The 17,919-nt window shown below is 59.9% G+C and carries 22 protein-coding genes; 12 read left to right on the forward strand and 10 right to left on the reverse strand.

Annotated features, from left to right (window positions below; genetic code table 11):
• The first annotated feature begins 447 nt into the window (after positions 1-447).
• On the forward strand, positions 448-729 hold the full coding sequence (locus tag PSEBG33_RS18255; RefSeq protein WP_005786412.1) for a GNAT family N-acetyltransferase: 282 nt from the start codon (positions 448-450) through the stop codon (positions 727-729).
• Between the two features lie 75 nt (positions 730-804).
• Here PSEBG33_RS18255 and PSEBG33_RS18250 read toward each other — a convergent pair whose 3' ends face one another.
• Together PSEBG33_RS18250 and PSEBG33_RS18245 are read right to left on the reverse strand one after the other, a co-directional pair.
• The gene (locus PSEBG33_RS18250; protein ID WP_005786414.1) at positions 805-1,881 is read right to left on the reverse strand and encodes a 3-deoxy-7-phosphoheptulonate synthase; all 1,077 of its coding nucleotides are present in this window, start codon (positions 1,879-1,881) and stop codon (positions 805-807) included.
• Positions 1,882-2,011: 130 nt separating this feature from the next.
• Entirely contained in the window at positions 2,012-2,446 is a 435-nt protein-coding gene (locus PSEBG33_RS18245) for a PilZ domain-containing protein (protein ID WP_005786415.1), read from the reverse strand.
• On the opposite strand from PSEBG33_RS18245, the gene PSEBG33_RS18240 reads away from it, so the two are divergent.
• The 5 genes from PSEBG33_RS18240 to cysB all read left to right on the forward strand — a co-directional run bounded on the left by PSEBG33_RS18240 (position 2,445) and on the right by cysB (position 6,350).
• On the forward strand, positions 2,445-2,831 hold the full coding sequence (locus PSEBG33_RS18240; protein WP_005786417.1) for a hypothetical protein: 387 nt from the start codon (positions 2,445-2,447) through the stop codon (positions 2,829-2,831). The genes PSEBG33_RS18245 and PSEBG33_RS18240 overlap by 2 nt on opposite strands.
• The gene (locus PSEBG33_RS18235; RefSeq protein ID WP_005786419.1) at positions 2,828-3,790 is read left to right on the forward strand and encodes a putative 2-dehydropantoate 2-reductase; all 963 of its coding nucleotides are present in this window, start codon (positions 2,828-2,830) and stop codon (positions 3,788-3,790) included. Before PSEBG33_RS18240 ends, PSEBG33_RS18235 begins: the two co-directional genes overlap by 4 nt.
• Before the next feature lie 15 nt (positions 3,791-3,805).
• A complete protein-coding gene (locus PSEBG33_RS18230) occupies positions 3,806-4,723 on the forward strand; it encodes a 5'-nucleotidase (protein WP_005786420.1) in 918 nt (305 codons plus the stop codon).
• 48 nt (positions 4,724-4,771) lie between these two features.
• Positions 4,772-5,272, forward strand: a complete 501-nt coding sequence (locus PSEBG33_RS18225) for a universal stress protein (RefSeq protein ID WP_005786422.1) — start codon at positions 4,772-4,774, stop codon at positions 5,270-5,272.
• A 103-nt stretch (positions 5,273-5,375) separates the two neighbouring features.
• A complete protein-coding gene (cysB, locus tag PSEBG33_RS18220) occupies positions 5,376-6,350 on the forward strand; it encodes an HTH-type transcriptional regulator CysB (protein WP_005786423.1) in 975 nt (324 codons plus the stop codon).
• 5 nt (positions 6,351-6,355) lie between these two features.
• Here the strand turns inward: cysB and PSEBG33_RS18215 are convergent, their stop codons facing one another.
• Complete coding sequence (locus PSEBG33_RS18215) at positions 6,356-6,838, reverse strand: GreA/GreB family elongation factor (protein WP_005786425.1); 483 nt, start codon at positions 6,836-6,838, stop codon at positions 6,356-6,358.
• Positions 6,839-6,843: 5 nt separating this feature from the next.
• On the reverse strand, positions 6,844-7,212 hold the full coding sequence (locus PSEBG33_RS18210; protein ID WP_005786426.1) for a hypothetical protein: 369 nt from the start codon (positions 7,210-7,212) through the stop codon (positions 6,844-6,846).
• A 132-nt stretch (positions 7,213-7,344) separates the two neighbouring features.
• Between PSEBG33_RS18210 and earP the strand changes: the two genes are divergently transcribed.
• A complete protein-coding gene (earP, locus tag PSEBG33_RS18205; RefSeq protein WP_005786428.1) occupies positions 7,345-8,478 on the forward strand; it encodes an elongation factor P maturation arginine rhamnosyltransferase EarP in 1,134 nt (377 codons plus the stop codon).
• Between the two features lie 49 nt (positions 8,479-8,527).
• Positions 8,528-9,100, forward strand: coding sequence for an elongation factor P (locus PSEBG33_RS18200; RefSeq protein ID WP_003172723.1), 573 nt, complete (start codon positions 8,528-8,530; stop codon positions 9,098-9,100).
• A gap of 65 nt (positions 9,101-9,165) precedes the next feature.
• Here the strand turns inward: PSEBG33_RS18200 and PSEBG33_RS18195 are convergent, their stop codons facing one another.
• From PSEBG33_RS18195 to PSEBG33_RS18185, 3 genes are all read right to left on the reverse strand, one after another.
• The gene (locus PSEBG33_RS18195) at positions 9,166-9,585 is read right to left on the reverse strand and encodes an organic hydroperoxide resistance protein (protein WP_005786430.1); all 420 of its coding nucleotides are present in this window, start codon (positions 9,583-9,585) and stop codon (positions 9,166-9,168) included.
• 168 nt (positions 9,586-9,753) lie between these two features.
• On the reverse strand, positions 9,754-10,206 hold the full coding sequence (locus PSEBG33_RS18190) for a MarR family winged helix-turn-helix transcriptional regulator (RefSeq protein ID WP_005786431.1): 453 nt from the start codon (positions 10,204-10,206) through the stop codon (positions 9,754-9,756).
• An 80-nt stretch (positions 10,207-10,286) separates the two neighbouring features.
• The gene (locus tag PSEBG33_RS18185) at positions 10,287-11,237 is read right to left on the reverse strand and encodes a LysR family transcriptional regulator (RefSeq protein WP_005786433.1); all 951 of its coding nucleotides are present in this window, start codon (positions 11,235-11,237) and stop codon (positions 10,287-10,289) included.
• A gap of 106 nt (positions 11,238-11,343) precedes the next feature.
• Between PSEBG33_RS18185 and PSEBG33_RS18180 the strand changes: the two genes are divergently transcribed.
• Positions 11,344-12,093 carry a sulfite exporter TauE/SafE family protein gene (locus PSEBG33_RS18180; protein WP_005786435.1) on the forward strand — a complete coding sequence of 250 codons (750 nt, stop codon included), beginning with the start codon at positions 11,344-11,346 and terminating at the stop codon, positions 12,091-12,093.
• Here the strand turns inward: PSEBG33_RS18180 and PSEBG33_RS18175 are convergent.
• A complete protein-coding gene (locus tag PSEBG33_RS18175) occupies positions 12,083-12,964 on the reverse strand; it encodes a LysR family transcriptional regulator (RefSeq protein WP_005786436.1) in 882 nt (293 codons plus the stop codon). The genes PSEBG33_RS18180 and PSEBG33_RS18175 overlap by 11 nt on opposite strands.
• Before the next feature lie 70 nt (positions 12,965-13,034).
• On the opposite strand from PSEBG33_RS18175, the gene PSEBG33_RS18170 reads away from it, so the two are divergent.
• Both PSEBG33_RS18170 and PSEBG33_RS18165 read left to right on the forward strand, forming a co-directional pair.
• On the forward strand, positions 13,035-13,241 hold the full coding sequence (locus PSEBG33_RS18170) for a DUF1127 domain-containing protein (RefSeq protein ID WP_005786437.1): 207 nt from the start codon (positions 13,035-13,037) through the stop codon (positions 13,239-13,241).
• A 44-nt stretch (positions 13,242-13,285) separates the two neighbouring features.
• Entirely contained in the window at positions 13,286-14,506 is a 1,221-nt protein-coding gene (locus PSEBG33_RS18165) for a winged helix-turn-helix domain-containing protein (protein ID WP_005786439.1), read from the forward strand.
• Here PSEBG33_RS18165 and PSEBG33_RS18160 read toward each other — a convergent pair.
• Entirely contained in the window at positions 14,496-15,842 is a 1,347-nt protein-coding gene (locus PSEBG33_RS18160; RefSeq protein ID WP_005786440.1) for a class II 3-deoxy-7-phosphoheptulonate synthase, read from the reverse strand. The genes PSEBG33_RS18165 and PSEBG33_RS18160 overlap by 11 nt on opposite strands.
• A gap of 123 nt (positions 15,843-15,965) precedes the next feature.
• Here PSEBG33_RS18160 and PSEBG33_RS18155 point away from each other — a divergent pair, with 123 nt between their 5' ends.
• The gene (locus tag PSEBG33_RS18155; RefSeq protein ID WP_005786442.1) at positions 15,966-16,721 is read left to right on the forward strand and encodes a spermidine synthase; all 756 of its coding nucleotides are present in this window, start codon (positions 15,966-15,968) and stop codon (positions 16,719-16,721) included.
• A gap of 55 nt (positions 16,722-16,776) precedes the next feature.
• On the opposite strand, the gene PSEBG33_RS18150 is transcribed toward PSEBG33_RS18155, so the two are convergent.
• Positions 16,777-17,568, reverse strand: a complete 792-nt coding sequence (locus tag PSEBG33_RS18150) for a crotonase/enoyl-CoA hydratase family protein (protein WP_005786443.1) — start codon at positions 17,566-17,568, stop codon at positions 16,777-16,779.
• Positions 17,569-17,919: the final 351 nt, after the last annotated feature.

Here is a 17,919-nt window from a genome sequence, read left to right on the forward strand (position 1 = left end):
TGAAAACTGTCCAGTTTTTTTCATCTCGACCGACATTGGATCCAGGCTGAAAGGGCCGGCCCGCATGTGTTAAGCCTTGTAAACAGATGAAAATTTATATATCGAAGCGGGCACTTTCGTTGCCATCGGCTTTACTCCGGCTGGCATCTTTTGCGCATGTAGAGGTGACTTTAAGAGCGGCAGTTCGTCTCAAGCTTCAACTGCCGGCAATGTTCAGGCTATCGGTCAACGGTTGATCGAGGCCCTTTCTATATATCCAGCCGGGGCAGGGAATGATGAGTGCGCCTTGAGCAATTGCAGGATTGGTGCCTACTATTCCCTACGTGCTGGCTGTGAGCGCTCAGGGTTTTCTCGTTGTCGAAACCGGCACGGGGTGGCGTAGATGTTCCTTCGCCGGAAAAACATCGGTAAGGTAGGGTCAATATTCAAGACCCGCGAGGAGTAGTGATGAGCGAGGCGTTGTCCATCCACCATGACCAGGCTGGTCATCAGTTCGAGACCAATGTGGACGGTCATCGTGCCTATCTGACCTATATGGACCTCGGGAAGCAGACGCTGGATATCTATCGCACGTTCGTGCCCAACGCGCTGCGCGGACGAGGCATTGCGGCCGCGTTGACCGAGGCAGCCTTGGAGTATGCCGAAGTGACTGGCTACACCGTGATTCCATCGTGCTCCTATGTCGAGCGCTATATGGAGCGTCACCAGCGCCATGCCGCAAAGCTGTAACTGACCAGTTGCCAATAAAAACGCCGGGCTTGCCCGGCGTTTTTGTGTGCGTCTGATCCAGAAAAAATGCGTGGTTCAGCTGCGTTTGCGCTTGGGCAACACGTCCTTGAGCTTGGCGTGCATGCTGCGCAGGGTGGTTTCGGTAGCCGCCCAGTCGATGCAGGCATCGGTAATCGACACGCCGTACTGCAAATCGGCCAGATCCTTTGGAATTGCCTGGCAACCCCAGTTCAAATGGCTTTCGACCATCAAGCCGATGATCGACTGGTTGCCTTCCAGGATCTGGTTGGCGACGTTTTCCATCACCAGTGGCTGCAAGGCCGGGTCCTTGTTGGAGTTGGCGTGGCTGCAGTCAACCATGATGTTTGGCTTGATCTTGGCTTTGTTCAGCGCCTGTTCGCACAGTGCGACACTGACCGAATCGTAGTTGGGCTTGCCGTTGCCACCGCGCAGCACTACGTGACCGTAGGCGTTGCCCTTGGTGGTGACGATGGAGACGCCACCTTCCTGGTTGATACCCAGGAAACGGTGAGGGCTGGAGACCGATTGCAAGGCATTGATCGCCACGGTCAGGCCGCCGTCGGTGCCGTTCTTGAAGCCTACGGCCGAAGACAGGCCGGACGCCATTTCGCGGTGGGTTTGCGATTCGGTGGTGCGTGCGCCGATGGCCGACCAACTGATCAGGTCCTGCAGATACTGCGGGGAGATCGGGTCCAGCGCTTCGGTGGCGGTAGGCAGGCCCATTTCAGCCAGGTCCAGCAACAGTTTGCGCCCGATGTGCAAGCCGTCCTGGATCTTGAACGAGTCGTCCAGGTACGGGTCGTTGATCAAGCCTTTCCAGCCGACGGTGGTACGCGGTTTCTCGAAATAGACGCGCATCACCAGGTACAGGGTGTCGGACACTTCAGCGGCCAGCACCTTGAGACGCTCGGCGTATTCGTGGGCAGCCTTGAGGTCGTGGATCGAGCAAGGCCCGATCACCACGAAAAGACGGTGGTCGGTGCCATCGAGAATGTCACGGATGACTTCGCGACCCTTGGTGACGGTCTGCAGGGCAGCGTCGCTCAGGGGGATTTCGCGCTTGAGCTGATCGGGTGTGATCAGGGTCTCGTTGGATTCGACGTTAAGGTCATTGATCGGTAAATCAGCCATCGTGTTACTCGCCAGGGTCACGGGTGCCGGCCGCCAGCCATCCCCGTGCGGCGGGCACAGCATGATTTGAATACAGGGGGGAGGAACCTTAGCGCGTAACACGGGCCCGCGACAATGGGCAAAGCCCGGTTTAATCCAGCGCCGATTGCACAACGGCCTCATGGGAGAACTCGGCGGCGTGGCGCGACACCCAGTCACGGGCCATGGCTTCCAGTTGCGCAGGTGTTGGCTCGGTGTTTTCGTGCAGGCGGCAGTAACGTTCGATCTGGCACACTTGCTCGCCCATTCGCGCACCGAACAAGGCGTGCTCATCGGTAAAGCAAATACCGACGCGATAAGCGTTTTCGCCTTTGCGGCACCAGGCTACATAGCCCGGATAACGGGCGCTGGGCCCCAAGGAGGGGATATGCAGGTCGACCGCCGTGCCTGGGCGCCAGGCTCGCGGCCAATTGCAGGCGACGCCGCCGCGGCCGATAGTGTGCAGGCGTTGACGGGGCAGGGCAGGAGAGGGACGTTGGATCAACTCGACAGCGACATCATCAGGGTGAGGTAAAAAACGACCCATGTACACGGACTCCGAGCGCCGTCCGGTTGACGGCAGTGGCAGCAGTATAGTGAAGGAACTGGAATTGACCGACCTGGATATTGACCAGCAATTGCTGGGATTGCCAGGTATTTCGCTGGTAGTGTTTACCAGTGTCGGCTGCTCCAGTTGCCGTTGGGCACGCCAGCAACTGCCGAGCTGGCCGCTGCCGGTGGACCGCGTGTGCTGGGTTGATGCCGGGCACAATGGCGGTGCAGTCGAACGCTACCAGATCTTTCATTTGCCGGCGTTGTTCCTGGTGTGCGAGGGTCAGTTCCTCGGGCAATTACAGACACGGCTTACGGCATCCGACCTCGCCAAATGTGTAAACCAGGCGCTCACACGCACACCAGAGGATTTGCCATGACAGCCCTTTCATCCCCGTCGCCACGCATTGGCATTATTGGCACGGGTGCCATTGGTGGTTACTACGGCTTGATGCTGGCGCGTGCTGGCTTCGATGTGCATTTCCTGTTGCGCAGCGAATATGCAGCGGTTAGTCAAAAGGGCCTGCACGTCAACAGCACGGTGCATGGCCCGTTGCACCTGCATCCGGTTCAGGCCTATGCCTGCGCCGCCGACATGCCTTCATGCGACTGGCTGTTGGTGGGCACCAAATCCACCGGCAACGTGGACCTGGCGCCGACTATCGCCCAGGTCGCGGCGCCGGATGCCAAGGTGGTGCTGCTGCAAAACGGCCTGGATGTAGAGGACAGTCTGCGTGAACATTTGCCAGCGTCGCTGCACCTGCTCGGCGGGCTGTGCTACATCGGCGTGTACCGGTCCGCTCCGGGTGTGGTCGAGCATCAGGCACTGGGCCGGGTCAACCTGGGGTATCACAGCGGTACGGCTGCCAACGATGAGGCGCAGCAAAAGGCAATTGTCGAAGAGGGCGCGGGGCTGTTTCACCGGGCCGGCATCGAGTCCCAGGCCATGGCCAACGTGCATCAGGCGCGCTGGCATAAACTGGTGTGGAACGTGCCGTATAACGGCCTGTCTGTGTTGTTGGGCACGGGAACCAAGGCCATGATGGCGGATGAGTCCAGCCGCGAATTGATCCAGGCCTTGATGGCCGAAGTGGTGCAAGGCGCCCGTGCCTGCGGCCATGAAATTCCCGTCAGCTACGCAGGGCAGATGTTTGCCATGACCGAAACCATGGACGATTACTTGCCCAGCATGTATCACGATCACGTGCATAAGCGCCCATTGGAATTGGCGGCGATCTACGCCCGGCCCCTGGCCGCTGCGAGGGCGGCCGGTTGCGAGCTGCCGCGTATGCAGGCGCTGTACCAGGCCTTGAGTTTTATTGATCGGCACAATCGCTGATTGGGGGGAGACACCATGGCAAAGGGGTTGGGTGACAAGCTGGTGCTGGCGATTTCCTCGCGGGCGCTGTTCGACCTCAGTGACAGTCACAAGGTCTACCTGGCTGAAGGTGTTGAGGCTTACCGCAAATACCAGATCGAACACGAGGAAGAAACCCTCGAGCCCGGCGATGCCTTCCCGCTGGTCAAAAAGCTGTTGAGCCTGAATGCCAGCTTGGGCCGTGCGCGGGTTGAGGTGGTGCTGGTGTCGCGCAACAGTGCCGATACCGGGTTGCGGGTGTTCAACTCGATCCAGCATTACGGCCTGGACATTTCGCGCGCCGCTTTCGTCGGCGGGCGTAGTCCTTATCCTTATTTGGCTGCCTTCGGTTGTCATCTGTTTCTCTCCACCCATGCTGAAGATGTGCGCAGCGCCCTGGATGCCGGTTTTGCCGCGGCGACGATTCTGTCGGGCGGTGCGCGCCGGGCTTCGAGCGAAGAACTGCGCATCGCATTCGACGGCGACGCAGTGTTGTTCTCCGACGAGTCCGAGCGTGTCTACCAGGCTGGCGGGCTGGAAGCCTTTCAGGCCAGTGAGCGGGAGTCGGCGCGCCAGCCGTTGCACGGCGGCCCGTTCAAAGGCTTCCTGGCGGCGCTCAACCTGTTGCAGCGCGAGTTTGCCGATGACGCCTGCCCGATCCGCACGGCGCTGGTCACTGCACGTTCGGCGCCGTCCCATGAGCGTGTGATTCGTACGCTGCGTGAGTGGGATATCCGCCTGGACGAGTCGCTGTTTCTCGGTGGGCTGGAAAAATCCGCCTTCCTGGAGGCCTTTGCGGCCGATGTATTTTTTGATGACCAGGCCGGGCATTGCGAGAAAGCCAGGGAGGTGGTGGCCACCGGGCATGTGCCCCATGGCATCAGTAACGAGTTGAGAATCCAGACCGAGAGCTAGCTGCTAAGCTCATTCAATCTCCGCCATCCTGGCAGTCCAGGAGGTTCTATGATTCGTTCGATGTTGTATGCCACGGACCTGGGTCTGTATGCGCCGTACGTGATGCAACATGCGCTGGCGTTGGCGCGAACGTTCAAGGCTGACCTGTATGTGATCCATGTGGTCGAGCCCATCGGGTTGTTCGCCGAATCAGTATTACAGAGCTACCTTGATGAGAAGGCGCTGAGCGAATGGCAGAGCCAGGGGTTGAGCACGGTCATGGCGACCATCGAACAGCGCGTATTGGACGGCTTTCGCGATGAGTTGGGGGAAGGGGAGCAGGACCTGCAATTGATTCGTTCGGTCAGGGTGATCCAAGGGGATACCTGCGAGGTGATTCTCGACCAACTGCGAAAACTTTCCGTCGACTTGCTGATCGTAGGGAGTCATAGCCAGGCAACCGGCGTGGCCGTGCCCTTGGGGCGCACCGCTGCTCGCGTGTTGCAGCTGTCTCCGGTGCCGGTTTATCTGGTGCCGTCGCTGCAGCGTAGACGCAGCGAAGATAGCTGATCGGTAAAAACGATAAAAAGTTCTAGATTTATCTGTCTAACCTTTAATATAGTTATATATCGTCGCTGATACCCGTGGCGTCTATCTGCTTTGAGGGATTGATATGAAGCTTCAACAACTGCGCTACATCTGGGAAGTGGCGCACCACGACCTCAACGTTTCCGCTACCGCTCAAAGCCTTTACACCTCGCAACCCGGTATCAGCAAGCAGATCCGCCTGCTCGAAGACGAGTTGGGCGTCGAAGTGTTCGCTCGCAGTGGCAAGCACCTGACCCGCGTCACCCCGGCTGGCGAGCGGATCATCACCACCGCTGGCGAGATCTTGCGTAAAGTCGAGAGCATCAAGCAGATCGCCCAGGAATTCTCCAACGAAAAAAAGGGCACCCTCTCGATCGCCACCACCCACACCCAGGCGCGTTATGCATTGCCGCCGGTGATTCGCGATTTCATCAAGCAATACCCGGACGTCGCCCTGCACATGCACCAGGGCTCGCCGATGCAGATCGCCGAGATGGCCGCTGATGGCACCGTCGATTTTGCCATCGCCACCGAGGCCCTGGAGCTGTTCGGCGACCTGGTGATGATGCCGTGCTACCGCTGGAACCGTTGCGTAGTGGTGCCCCAAGGCCACCCGCTGGCCAAGCTGCCGAAGCTGACCTTGGAAGCTTTGGCTGAATACCCAATCGTGACGTACGTGTTTGGTTTTACCGGCCGCTCCAAGCTCGACGAAGCGTTCAGCCACCGTGGCCTCACGCCAAAAGTGGTGTTCACCGCTGCAGATGCTGACGTGATCAAAACTTACGTTCGCCTGGGCCTGGGCGTCGGGATCGTCGCCAAGATGGCGGTCGACACCAACCTCGACAAAGACCTGGTGGTGCTGGATGCCAGCGAATTGTTCGAGTCGAGCGTGACCAAGATCGGCTTCCGTCGCGGCACCTTCCTGCGGGGGTTCATGTGCGATTTCATCGAGAAATTCGCACCGCACCTGACCCGCGAAGTCATGGCCAAGGCGATCCAGTGCCACAACAAGCAAGAGCTGGAAGATTTGTTCGACGGTGTTGAATTACCCGTCCACTGAGTGATTTATCGGGCCTCGGTAACCATAAAGTGTTGCCGAGCGCCTGCCACCAGAATCTCCACCTCATCCCCTTCAAACTTGCCCAATAGGCTTTTGCCCAGGGGCGAGCGCGGGGTGATGACGGTCACCGGTTGCCCGACCACATCGACTTTCAACCCTGCCGCATCCGGCGCCAAAAATAGCCATTGCTGGCGACCGTTCTCGTCTTCCAGGCCCAACAGCGCCCCGACTTCTATCCCGCGTTGTTCATCGTACCCTCGCAACTGAAGGTTCTGGCACAGCGTCAGCGATTGCTTGATCTCCTCGACCCGCTTGGCCTGCCCGGCCGCGAGGTATGACGCCTCCAACCCCAGGGTGTCGTATTTGTTCTCGGCGATGTTTTCTTCGTGGGTCGCGGTTTCGTAAGCGGTCTGCGCGGCGCGTTGGGCAATATCGAGGTCGGCGGTGAGTTTTTCCAGGATCAACTGGAGGACGGCGTGTTTATTCATGATCTTCAATCGCAAAATTGCAGGACATTGGCCCGAGTCTTTTCACTGGGGGCGTTCTGGTCCTGTTGCAGCCAGAACTGGCATTTGGGGTTGGACAGGTTGCGCGCATTACTGCGGGCCTGGTCCAGGGCCTGTTGTTGTTCCTGCTTTTGCAGGTTTTGTTGATACTGTTCGAACATGCGGTTCGGTGGCTGCGGCACAACTGCGGCCGGCTCGCCCAACTGCTGAACCGCCTGGGCCACGGGTGCCAGGCTTTGGGGAAACAGATAGCGAGTTGCCAGCCAGGCGGTCAGCGCAATGGCGATAAACCCCAGCCACACGCCTGCGGCAATGGCGATGCACAGCTTGAACAGTGACAGCTGACGGTCGGACATGATGGCCTCCTGGCAGACATTGACGGCGTGGTGCCGATTGTCGCACAGCCGCCGTGCAGAATAATCGCGATCAAGCCTTCTGCATCAGCGCATTTATGCGGACAATCGAGCCTTTGGACGATGGAGCCCGGAATGAAAGCCCGCTGGGATATTTTTTGCAGCGTCGTCGACAACTACGGCGACATCGGCGTGACCTGGCGCCTGGCCCGACAGTTGGTGGCGGAGCATGGTTGTGAGGTGCGCTTGTGGGTCGATGACCTGCGGGCGTTCGAGCGCATGTGCCCGCACATTGATGTGCAGATGGACCAGCAATGGCAAGAGGGCGTAGAGGTGCGGCACTGGCCGGCCGAATGGCCGGGCGCGCAGTCGGCCGATGTGGTGATTGCTGCATTCGCCTGCCAGCTGCCGCCGCACTACATGGAGCGCATGGCCGAGCGTGAGCTTCCGCCGTTGTGGATGAACCTGGATTACCTCAGCGCAGAAGACTGGGTGGTGGGTTGTCATCGCCTGCCTTCGGTGAAGTTCAAGGGGGTGCAGAAGTACTTTTTCTTCCCCGGCTTTCGTCCTGGTACCGGTGGTTTGCTGCGTGAAGCCGGGTTGGTGGAGCGACGCCAGGCTTTTCAGCAGGATGACGTTGCGCAACGACAATTCCTGCAGAGCCTGGGCGTGTCTCCTGCGGGCGGGGCACGATTGATCTCATTGTTTGCCTATGAGAATCCTGGGCTGGCCGGTTGGCTGGACGTGCTCGCCAAGGATGGGCGTGCGACTCACTTGCTGGTGCCGGAAGGGCGAATTCTGGGGGATGTGCAACGCTGGTTGGGCGTGACCAGCCTGTCGGCGGGAGACATCCAGGTACGCGGGGCGCTGACGGTGCAGGTCATTGCATTCATGCGCCAGGAGCAATATGACCATTTGCTGTGGTGTTGCGAGTTCAACGCCGTGCGCGGTGAGGATTCCTTCGTGCGCGCCCAATGGGCGGGGAGGCCGTTGCTGTGGCATATCTACCGCCAGGATGAAGACATCCACCTGGACAAACTGGATGCCTTCCTTGAGTTGTACACCGCTGCACTCTCGCCTGCCGCCAAAGCGGCTGTCTTTGCGCTTTGGCAAGCCTGGAACGCTGATGGCGACATGGCACAGTCCTGGAAAATGCTGCTGGAACACTGGCCCGAGGTGAATGAGCACGCGCAGAACTGGTGTCTGGAACAAGGCTTGCAGGCCGATCTTGCGACGGCGCTGGTACAGTTTTATGAAAGTTGGATATGATACGCCACCTTGATTTTTGTAAATCCCATCCAAATTTCGGATATATGCAATGAAAACTGGTAAAGAACTGAAACCCGGTACAGTGATCCGTCTCGAAAACGACCCTTGGCTGGTTCAGAAAGCTGAGTTCACCAAGTCTGGTCGTAACAGCGCAATCATGAAGACCAAGCTGAAGAACCTGCTGACCGGTTACAAGACCGAGATCGTCTACAGCGCTGACGACAAACTGGACGACGTGATCCTCGACCGCAAGGAAGCGACCCTGTCCTTCATCAGCGGCGACACCTACACGTTCATGGACACCACCGACTACACCATGTACGAGCTGAACGCTGAAGATATCGAAGCCGTTCTGCCGTTCATCGAAGAAGGCATGGAAGACGTCTGCGAAGCGATTTTCTTCGAAGAGCGCCTGGTGTCCGTAGAGCTGCCGACTACCATCGTGCGTAAGGTTGCCTACACCGAAGGTTCCGCTCGCGGCGACACTTCGGGCAAGGTGATGAAGCCTGCCAAGCTGAGCAACGGTACCGAACTGCAAGTGGCCGATTTCATCGAAATCGACGACCTGATCGAGATCGACACCCGCGAAGGTGGTTCGTACAAAGGTCGCGCCAAGAAGTAATTCTGGCCCCGCCGGTACGCAAAAAGCCCGACCTGGTGTCGGGCTTTTTTGTGGGCGTCTGTTTATCAGACTGTTACATGCAAGCGCACATCCACGTTGCCACGGGTGGCGTTGGAATAAGGGCATACCTGGTGGGCGGCGTCGACCAGGCTTTGCGCATCCTCCTGGGCCAGGCCCGGCAGGCTGACGTGCAGGTCGATGTCCAGGCCGAAACCGCCGGGGATCTGACCGATGCCAACGTGGGCGGTGATAGAGGCGTCATCCGGGATTTTGCGTTTGGTCTGGCTGGCGACAAATTTCAGCGCCCCGATGAAGCAAGCGGAGTAGCCCGCGGCGAACAGTTGCTCCGGGTTGGTAGCCTGGCCACCAGCACCGCCCAATTCCTTGGGGGTGGAGAGTTTGACGTCGAGGATGTTGTCGCTGGAAACAGCGCGACCATCACGGCCGCCAGTGGCGGTGGCTACTGCGGTATAGAGCGTTTGCATGGGGCGTTCCTCTTTGGTTGGTAGCGCTAAATGTTTGCGCGCTAATTAGTTGGCAGGGCCAATGTATAGCGCTAATGTTTTGCGCGCAAGCTAAATGTTTTTGACTGGCTGAAATTTAATGTGGGAGGGGCGCACCGCCCTTCCCACATTAAAGTGATTTGCTGTTTTCTAAATAGCGCTTTGCAGATTGCCGCGCAACGCGATCAGGTCGGCTTGCAGCTTGCGCAATTGCGCAAGCTGCATCCCGCTGGCGCCCAGGATGCATTGGGGCACATCCTTGGCCTTGCCCTGCAAGGCACGCCCGGCGTCGGTCAGCTCTACCACCACCACCCGCTCATCTTCGCGGCTACGGGTGCGGCTAAGCAGGCCCTCGGCTTCCAGGCGTTTGAGTAATGGCGTGAGTGAACCGGGGTCCGTCAGCAGGCGGCTGCTGATTTCGCTGACGGTCAAACCATCCTCTTCCCACAGCACCATCATGGCCAAGTACTGCGGGTAGGTCAGGCCGAGCGCCTGGAGCAAGGGTTTGTACACCTTTGTCATCAGCAACGAGGTGGAATGCAAGGCGAAGCACAGCTGATTGTCCAGCAGCAGCGATTGGCAGGGATCAGGGTTTTTACTCATTGGGGTGCCTCGTAAAAGCGTGTCTGCGCTGGAATCTAGCGGGCAAATCTTTAATGCGCCAGGTAATTTTGCCAGGCGGGTCAGATCAGGCCGCTTTGCAAGGCCAAATCCCAAGGCGGCACTGGGCTGAAGCGCGACTTGAGGTATTCAAGGAGTAATCGGCTACGGGCGTTGGGTTGTTGTTCCAGGCGCAGCGCATAAATGCCGGCGGTCTCCGGGCTGGGCAGGCCGTTTTCACAAAACAGCGGCAGCAGCTCACCGCGTACCAGGTATTCACTGGCAAGCCAGGTAGGCAAATGCGCGATGCCCAGCCCCGCCAGCGCACCGCTGAGCAGGGCCTCAGCGTTGTTGGCGCTCAGGCGGATACGCCGCGGACGATAAGTGGTGCGACGCCCGTCATGCTCAAAGCGCCAGGCAAACATTGGCGCCAGGCCATCCCAGTCAAGGCCGTCATGCTCGCTCAGTTCTCGAGGATGGGTCGGTGTGCCGCGGCTCTTCAAGTAGGCCGGGCTGGCACAGGCGATACGCACGATGCTCGCCAGCGGGGTAGCGATCAACCGCGTGTCTACGATATGCCCGGCACGCAGCACCAGGTCGACCTTGCCCAGATGTGCGCCCTGCATATCGACAAAGCTGTCGATCAGGTGCAGATGCACGTCCAGGCCCGGGTACACGTTCAAAAAATCCGCAATCACCGGTGCCAGGTGCCGTCGACCGAATGCCGCAGGTGCATCCACCCGGATCAAGCCTTCCGGCGCGTGGCTCAGGGACACTGCTTCCGCCCGGGCCAGTTGCAACTCACTGACGATCCGCCGGGCCCGTTCGGCAAAGGCCAAACCCGCCGGTGTCGGCAGCACCGCATGGGTGCTGCGCTGGAACAGCTGGCTGCCCACTGAGCTTTCCAGGCTGTCGATACGCCTAGCCACCGCGGAGGGCGTCAGCGGATGGCGCCGTGCGGCGGCGGAAAAGCTGCCGGTTTCCAATACGTCCAGAAACAGGCCCAGTTGTTCGGTGAGGGTATTGGGGTTCATTGGCTAGCGCTTGTGCGAGATGGGCATAGCCATTGTGCGTTGCTGTGCGTTTCCGCGCTAGAGCCGACTGCGTAGCATGCAAGACTTGGGATGACGGAGTAGCGCGGTGTTGGATTTAGTGATGTACCTGATATTGGGCGCGGCCCTGGGCACGGTGGGTGGGCTGTTTGGCATTGGCGGCGGGCTGATTGCTATCCCGGTGCTGGGCGTGCTGTTCGGCCTGGATCAGCAGATCGCCCAGGGCACCGCCTTGGTCATGGTGGTGCCCAATGTGATGCTTGCCCTGTGGCGCTATCACCAGCGTAATCGCATCGAGTTGCGTCACGCCTTGCCATTGGGCGTGATGGGATTCTGCTTTGCCTGGCTGGGATCTATCTGGGCGGTGGGGCTGGATGCGGGCGCAATGCGTATCGGCTTTATTGCGTTCCTGGTGGCGCTGTCGGCCTACAACCTGCTGCGCATGTTCACCCGCAACGCGCCGCCCACGACGCAGATGCGCTATTCATGGCCGTGGCTTGGTGTATTGGGCGCGGCGTCCGGCTCCATGGGCGGATTGTTCGGCGTGGGTGGCGCGGTGGTCGCCACGCCGGTACTCACCAGTGTGTTCGGCACCACCCAAGTGGTTGCCCAAGGCTTATCGTTGGCCTTGGCGCTGCCCAGCACCAGCGTGACTCTGGTCACTTATGCCTGGCACCACGAGGTGGACTGGATGATCGGCCTGCCACTGGCGGTAGGTGGCCTGCTCAGTATCAGTTGGGGTGTGAAAGTCGCGCACGCCATGCCGGAGCGCCTGTTGCGCGGCCTGTTCTGTGGCTTTTTAGTGGTGTGCGCGGTGATGTTGACCTTTAAAGTTTGAAGCCTTCAACGATGTACTCCGCCAGGCATTCCGTGATCGGCGACGTCATCTGCGGGTTGCGTAGCAAGCGCAGATTCATCGACGGCAGCGGGGGAAAGCCTTCTTCGCTGCCAAGCACTCGCAGGTCGTCGGTGATCAGGCTTTCCATGCTGACCATCGCCGCCAGGCCAGCACTGACCACCGCCTGGATCGCCGCGCCGTTGGAGCTGTGATAGGCCAGGCGATAATCGCGTCCGGCCGCATCCAGTGCGGCGCGTGCCCAATGGGTGTACAGGCAGTCATCGCCGGAAATCGCCAGGGGCAGGGCATCGTGCTCATCGACACAGAAGCACGGTGACGCAGCCCACACCATGCGTTCAGTGCGCAACAACTCACCGATATCATTACCGGGCTCGCGGCTGATGACGGTCAGCGCCAGGTCCCGCCGTTGCATCAATACAGACGACGCCTCGCAGTGCATCTCAAGCTGAATCAGTGGGTAAGCTTTGGAAAACTGCTTTAGGATCCCCGGCAGAAAACGCATCACGTAGTCATCCGGCGTGCCGATGCGTACCAGCCCCACCATGTGTGGCTCGCGCAGGGTATTGAACACCTCGCTGTGCAGTTTCAGGATGCGCCGCGCGTACCCCAGCAGCACTTGGCCTTCGGGCGTAAGCCGCACCTGTCGGCCATCACGCTCGAACAGCTTGCGCTGCAACACATCCTCCTCCAGGCGTTTCATCTGCATGCTCACCGCCGATTGAGTGCGGTTGACCAGCTCACCGGCGCGGGTAAAGCCACCTTGGTCGGCAATGGCCACGAAGGTGCGTAGCACGTCAGTGTCGATACTCGGGTAACCGGACAATGGATCAATCTCCGAGATGTATTGCATAAGAAACATTCGTTGGATTGATCATAGCGGCAGGCACACACTTTCGTCATCCCCACTGGAGGGCGAGTAGATGAAAGGCCAGAAAGGTTCTGTATTGCTGAATAAAGGGGCGTTTGCCGAGCTGTTCCACAGGTTTGCGCGTTGGCAGTTATTGCATCAGGAGCGCAACTTGCTGGCGACCTTGAGCGATGACGCACTCAAAGATATTGGGCTCAACCGCGCCGACGTCGAGCAGGAAAGCCATCGGCATTTCTGGGAAGACCCGCTGCGAAAGTAAGCCAGGATGCAGTAGGGTAGGGGCGAGCTTTTATGGAGATTGCCATGCCCGCCGACCTGTCCTTTTCACTCAAGCAAGCTCGACGCATGGCGCTGGCCGCCCAGGGTTTCTCGGGGCGCCAAGCGCCTGCCCAGATAAAAGCTGCGCACCTCAACCGGCTGATCGAACGCCTGGGCGTTATACAGATCGACTCGGTCAACGCATTGGTGCGTTCCCACTACCTGCCGTTGTTCTCCCGCCTGGGCCAGTACACCCCGTTGCTCCTTGAGCAAGCAGCCTGGAGCCAGGGGAGGCGGCGTTCATTGTTCGAGTATTGGGGGCATGAGGCGTCGCTGTTGCCGATGGCGATGTACCCGCTGATGCGCTGGCGCATGGAGCGGGCCAGGCAAGGGCAGGGCATCTATGCGCAGATGGCGCGTTTTGGCCGTGAGCAGCAGGCGACTATCCAGCGTGTGTTGCACAGCGTCGAGCAACAGGGCGCCTTGGGTGCGGGCAGTTTGTCGACCCGAGAGGAGCGTGCTGGGCCCTGGTGGGATTGGAGTGATGAGAAGCACGCACTGGAATGGCTGTTCGCCGCCGGTTTGGTCACCGTTGCTGGGCGCCGGGGTTTTGAGCGGCTATATGATTTGCCGGAGCGTGTGATCCCGGGCGAGATTCTTCAAACGTCCGTGAGCGAGGCTCAAGCCCAGCGCGGCTTGCTTTTGCATAGCGCGACGGCGCTGGGTATCGCCACCGAAAAGGACCTGCGCGATTACTTCCGCCTCGACCCCGCGGACAGCCGCCCGCGCTTGGCCGAACTGGTCGAGGACGGGCAGTTGCTGACGTGCCAGGTGCAAGGCTTCAAGCAACCAGCGTACTGTCTGCCGGAGCCCAAAGTGCCACGCAAAGTGCCGGCGAGCGCTTTGCTGTCACCGTTCGATTCATTGATATGGGAGCGCAGCCGCACCGAGCGCTTGTTCGATTTCCGCTATCGACTGGAGATCTACACCCCGCAAGACAAGCGGGTGTATGGCTACTACGTGCTGCCGTTTTTGCACAATGAGCGGATCGCTGCGCGCGTCGACCTGCGGGCCGAGCGTGCCCATGGGCGGCTGGCGGTGCATGCAGTGCACGAAGAGGAATCGGGGCTGGACGACGAAGGCATGTTGGCGCTGGCCTTCAACCTGCGGCAAATGGCCGCCTGGCTGGGGCTGGAGCAGGTCCAGCTCAATTGCCAGCGACCCGATGCCGCCCGATTAAGGGCGGCGATGTTGATCAGCGTTTGACCTGTTTCAAGGTCTCGGCAATCAGAAACGCCAGCTCCAGCGACTGATCGGCATTCATCCGTGGGTCGCAATGGGTGTGATAGCGGTCCGATAGCCCGTCTTCGGTAATCGGCCGTGCGCCGCCGATGCATTCGGTGACGTTCTGCCCGGTCATCTCGATATGAATGCCGCCGGCGTAGCTGCCTTCGGCGTGGTGCGCCTGAAAGAACTCCTTCACTTCGCCGAGGATTTGCGCAAAGTCGCGGGTCTTGTAGCCGCTGCTGGCCTTGATGGTGTTGCCGTGCATCGGATCGGAGCTCCACAGCACCTGCTTGCCCTCGCGCTGTACGGCGCGGATCAGGTTGGGCAAGTGGTCGCCGACTTTGCCTGCGCCCATGCGCGCAATCAGGTTGAGGCGACCAGGGTCATTGTCCGGGTTAAGGATATCAATCAGGCGGATCAGATCGTCCGGGTTCATGCTCGGCCCGACTTTCACGCCGATCGGGTTGTTCACCCCGCGCAGGAATTCGACGTGGGCGCCGTCCAACTGGCGTGTACGGTCGCCGATCCACAGCATATGGGCCGAGCAGTCGTAGTAGTCGTTGGTCAGGCTGTCGCGACGCACGAAGGCTTGTTCATAGTTGAGCAGCAACGCTTCGTGGGCGGTGAAGAAGCTGGTTTCGCGCAATTGCGGCGAGCTGTCCATGCCACAGGCGCGCATGAAGGCCAGGGTCTCGTCGATGCGGTCTGCCAGTTGGCTGTACTTCTCGGCCAGTGCGGAGTTGGCGATAAAGTCCAGGTTCCACTTGTGCACCTGGTGCAGGTCGGCGAACCCCCCTTGGGCAAACGCGCGCAGCAGGTTGAGGGTGGCGGTGGACTGGTGGTAGGACTGCAACAGGCGGTCCGGGTCCGGCACACGGCTTTTTTCATCGAAGCCGATGCCGTTGACGATGTCGCCACGGTAGGCGGGCAGGGTGATGCCGTCGATGGTCTCATCGTTGGACGAGCGCGGCTTGGCAAACTGGCCGGCCATGCGTCCGACTTTCACCACCGGGCAACCGGCGGCGAAGGTCATGACAATCGCCATCTGCAGCAGCACCTTGAAGGTGTCGCGGATTTTTGCCGCGGAGAACTCGGCAAAACTCTCGGCACAATCGCCACCTTGCAGGAGGAAAGCGCGGCCCTGGGTCACTTCGGCAAACTGGCGACGCAACTCACGGGCTTCCCCGGCAAACACCAGCGGCGGGTAGCTGGCCAGGTTCTGCTCCACCTGCAACAGGTGTGCAGCGTCCGGATACTGGGGTTGTTGCTGGATCGGCAGGGCGCGCCAGCTGTCGGGGCTCCAGGGTTGGCTCATCATGAACTCGATTGGGTGATTGACGGATGACGCTGATGTTATCAGCAATTAGTGCGTGACCTGTTGCTGCCGGTTGGCCGACAATAGCGCCTTTGCCAAGCGGTAAACCCCTTAGGAGTAGTGATGACCGAGGAGCGTGTCGAGCGCCTGCTGGCCGAAGTCCATGATGATTTCGGCATGATCCGTGTGCTCGAAGTAGCCGATTACCGCTTTCTCGAATTCGGCGACGCCATCGAGCAAAGCTGCGTGTTCACCGCCGATCCGAGCTGGTTGGAGTATGACTACACCCGCGCCATGTTGATCGGTGCGCTGTGCCATGAGCAGCCGGAGAGCGCGTTGTTCCTCGGTTTAGGGGCGGGCACGTTGACCCAGGCATGCCTCAGGTTTCTGCCGCTGGAAGACGTCGAGGCCATTGAACTGCGCCCTGATGTACCGCGCCTGGCCATCGAATACCTGGGGCTCGATGACGACCCGCGCTTGTACATTCGCGTGGGGGACGCCCTGCAATTGCTCGATACCGCTGAATCGGCCGACCTGATCTTCGTCGACCTCTACACCGATGTCGGCCCCGGTGTGGGGCATCTGGCCTGGACCTTTCTGGAAAGCTGCCAGAAGAAACTCAACCCCGGCGGCTGGCTGGTGATCAATCAGTGGGCCACCGATGATGGTAAACCGCTGGGCGCGGCATTGCTGCGTGGGTTGTATCACCGACACTACTGGGAGCTGCCGGTGAAGGAGGGCAATGTGATTCTGCTGGTGCCTTCCGAGCTGGATCAGGAACTGGACCTCGATGCCCTGTCAGCCCGCGCCGAAGCCTTGGCGCCGAGATTGGGGTACTCGTTGCAGCCGTTGATCAAGGCTATTCGGCCGGCAACCTAGTTGTGTGCTCCGTCGCCATCGGGAGCTTGCCCCCGATGGCGTCGGTATTACCAACTCAAATCCCCTTGAACACCCCCGGCCGCTTCTCGATCATCGCCCGCACGCCTTCCTTGGCATCCTCGCTGTTGAGCAATTTATCCACCATGGGCGGCAGGGCGGCGGCGGCGACAGCTTCGCCTTCCATACGCGCCAGACGCGCCGACATCAGCGTCGCCTGCACGCCAAGCGGCGCCTGACGAGCAATGCGGTTGGCCAGTTCGATGGCGCGGGGCAACAGGTCTTCACTGGCCATTACTTCCTGTACCAGGCCCAGGCGCAGGGCTTCATGGGCGTCGAACTCGTCTCCGGTAAGCAGCCAGCGCATCGCATTGCCCCAGCCCGCGATCTGGTGCAAGCGCATTGTTGCGCCGCCAAACGGAAAGATCCCACGTTGCACTTCCATCTGTGCAAAGCGTGTATTGCTGGCGCAGAGGTTGATATCCGCCGCCAGCATCAACTCGATACCAATGGTCAGGCAGTAGCCCTGGGCCGCGACGATCACCGGTTTGCTGACCCTGGGCCCTGCGAATACGCCCCAGGGATCGCATCCGCCGAGCGGCGGTTGCCAGCCGCCCGCCATCACGCCGCTGACATTGGCCAGGTCCAGCCCCGCCGTGAAGTGATCGCCGTGGGCAAATACCACGGCCACCCGGGCGTCATCGTTTCGATCAAATTCGCCATAGGCCAGGCTCAGCTCATTGAGTAAATCCAGGTCGAAGGCATTGCGCTTGGCCACGCGGTCCAGGCCCAGCAATAGAACATGGCCCTCAAGTGCACGGCTGACGCGGCTACTGCTGGCTTGTTTCATCGGGTGTGCCCTCGGGCGCGGGTAGGGTTTCAGACCGAAGGGCCTGAGTGGGTGGGTGAACCGTTTAAGCTTGATGACCAGCAGGGCCGGGCCTTTGAAAAATAGACCCTGGCGCACAGATCTGCAAAGCCCGCGACGCAGCGCGGTTTATCAGTGCGCTGCGATAAAAAAAGCTCCCTTTTTCAGCTATTTCCGGTATAGTGCGCGCCGGCCTTTAACCGGGCCGCGTTTAGGTAGCGCAATTCCCCGAAGTCAGCTTCGGCTGCACGTCCGCACAGCGGACTCTCCCTTGACGAATCTTTTTCATTCATTCGTTTTCGCAAATCCCCGCCGACAAAGCAGCCAGGGCGA

Origin of the sequence: Pseudomonas synxantha BG33R (assembly GCF_000263715.2) — a bacterium.
Lineage (GTDB): Bacteria > Pseudomonadota > Gammaproteobacteria > Pseudomonadales > Pseudomonadaceae > Aquipseudomonas > Aquipseudomonas synxantha_A.

Excerpts from the sequence above, each read along its gene's own strand:
- PSEBG33_RS18255 (WP_005786412.1), top strand. The coding sequence starts at position 448 with ATGAGCGAGGCGTTGTCCATCCACCATGACCAGGCTGGTCATCAGTTC.
- PSEBG33_RS18250 (WP_005786414.1), bottom strand. The coding sequence starts at position 1,881 with ATGGCTGATTTACCGATCAATGACCTTAACGTCGAATCCAACGAGACC.
- PSEBG33_RS18240 (WP_005786417.1), top strand. The coding sequence starts at position 2,445 with ATGTACACGGACTCCGAGCGCCGTCCGGTTGACGGCAGTGGCAGCAGT.
- PSEBG33_RS18245 (WP_005786415.1), bottom strand. The coding sequence starts at position 2,446 with ATGGGTCGTTTTTTACCTCACCCTGATGATGTCGCTGTCGAGTTGATC.
- PSEBG33_RS18235 (WP_005786419.1), top strand. The coding sequence starts at position 2,828 with ATGACAGCCCTTTCATCCCCGTCGCCACGCATTGGCATTATTGGCACG.
- PSEBG33_RS18230 (WP_005786420.1), top strand. The coding sequence starts at position 3,806 with ATGGCAAAGGGGTTGGGTGACAAGCTGGTGCTGGCGATTTCCTCGCGG.
- PSEBG33_RS18225 (WP_005786422.1), top strand. The coding sequence starts at position 4,772 with ATGATTCGTTCGATGTTGTATGCCACGGACCTGGGTCTGTATGCGCCG.
- cysB (WP_005786423.1), top strand. The coding sequence starts at position 5,376 with ATGAAGCTTCAACAACTGCGCTACATCTGGGAAGTGGCGCACCACGAC.
- PSEBG33_RS18215 (WP_005786425.1), bottom strand. The coding sequence starts at position 6,838 with ATGAATAAACACGCCGTCCTCCAGTTGATCCTGGAAAAACTCACCGCC.
- PSEBG33_RS18210 (WP_005786426.1), bottom strand. The coding sequence starts at position 7,212 with ATGTCCGACCGTCAGCTGTCACTGTTCAAGCTGTGCATCGCCATTGCC.
- earP (WP_005786428.1), top strand. The coding sequence starts at position 7,345 with ATGAAAGCCCGCTGGGATATTTTTTGCAGCGTCGTCGACAACTACGGC.
- PSEBG33_RS18200 (WP_003172723.1), top strand. The coding sequence starts at position 8,528 with ATGAAAACTGGTAAAGAACTGAAACCCGGTACAGTGATCCGTCTCGAA.
- PSEBG33_RS18195 (WP_005786430.1), bottom strand. The coding sequence starts at position 9,585 with ATGCAAACGCTCTATACCGCAGTAGCCACCGCCACTGGCGGCCGTGAT.
- PSEBG33_RS18190 (WP_005786431.1), bottom strand. The coding sequence starts at position 10,206 with ATGAGTAAAAACCCTGATCCCTGCCAATCGCTGCTGCTGGACAATCAG.
- PSEBG33_RS18185 (WP_005786433.1), bottom strand. The coding sequence starts at position 11,237 with ATGAACCCCAATACCCTCACCGAACAACTGGGCCTGTTTCTGGACGTA.
- PSEBG33_RS18175 (WP_005786436.1), bottom strand. The coding sequence starts at position 12,964 with ATGCAATACATCTCGGAGATTGATCCATTGTCCGGTTACCCGAGTATC.
- PSEBG33_RS18170 (WP_005786437.1), top strand. The coding sequence starts at position 13,035 with ATGAAAGGCCAGAAAGGTTCTGTATTGCTGAATAAAGGGGCGTTTGCC.
- PSEBG33_RS18165 (WP_005786439.1), top strand. The coding sequence starts at position 13,286 with ATGCCCGCCGACCTGTCCTTTTCACTCAAGCAAGCTCGACGCATGGCG.
- PSEBG33_RS18160 (WP_005786440.1), bottom strand. The coding sequence starts at position 15,842 with ATGAGCCAACCCTGGAGCCCCGACAGCTGGCGCGCCCTGCCGATCCAG.
- PSEBG33_RS18155 (WP_005786442.1), top strand. The coding sequence starts at position 15,966 with ATGACCGAGGAGCGTGTCGAGCGCCTGCTGGCCGAAGTCCATGATGAT.
- PSEBG33_RS18150 (WP_005786443.1), bottom strand. The coding sequence starts at position 17,568 with ATGAAACAAGCCAGCAGTAGCCGCGTCAGCCGTGCACTTGAGGGCCAT.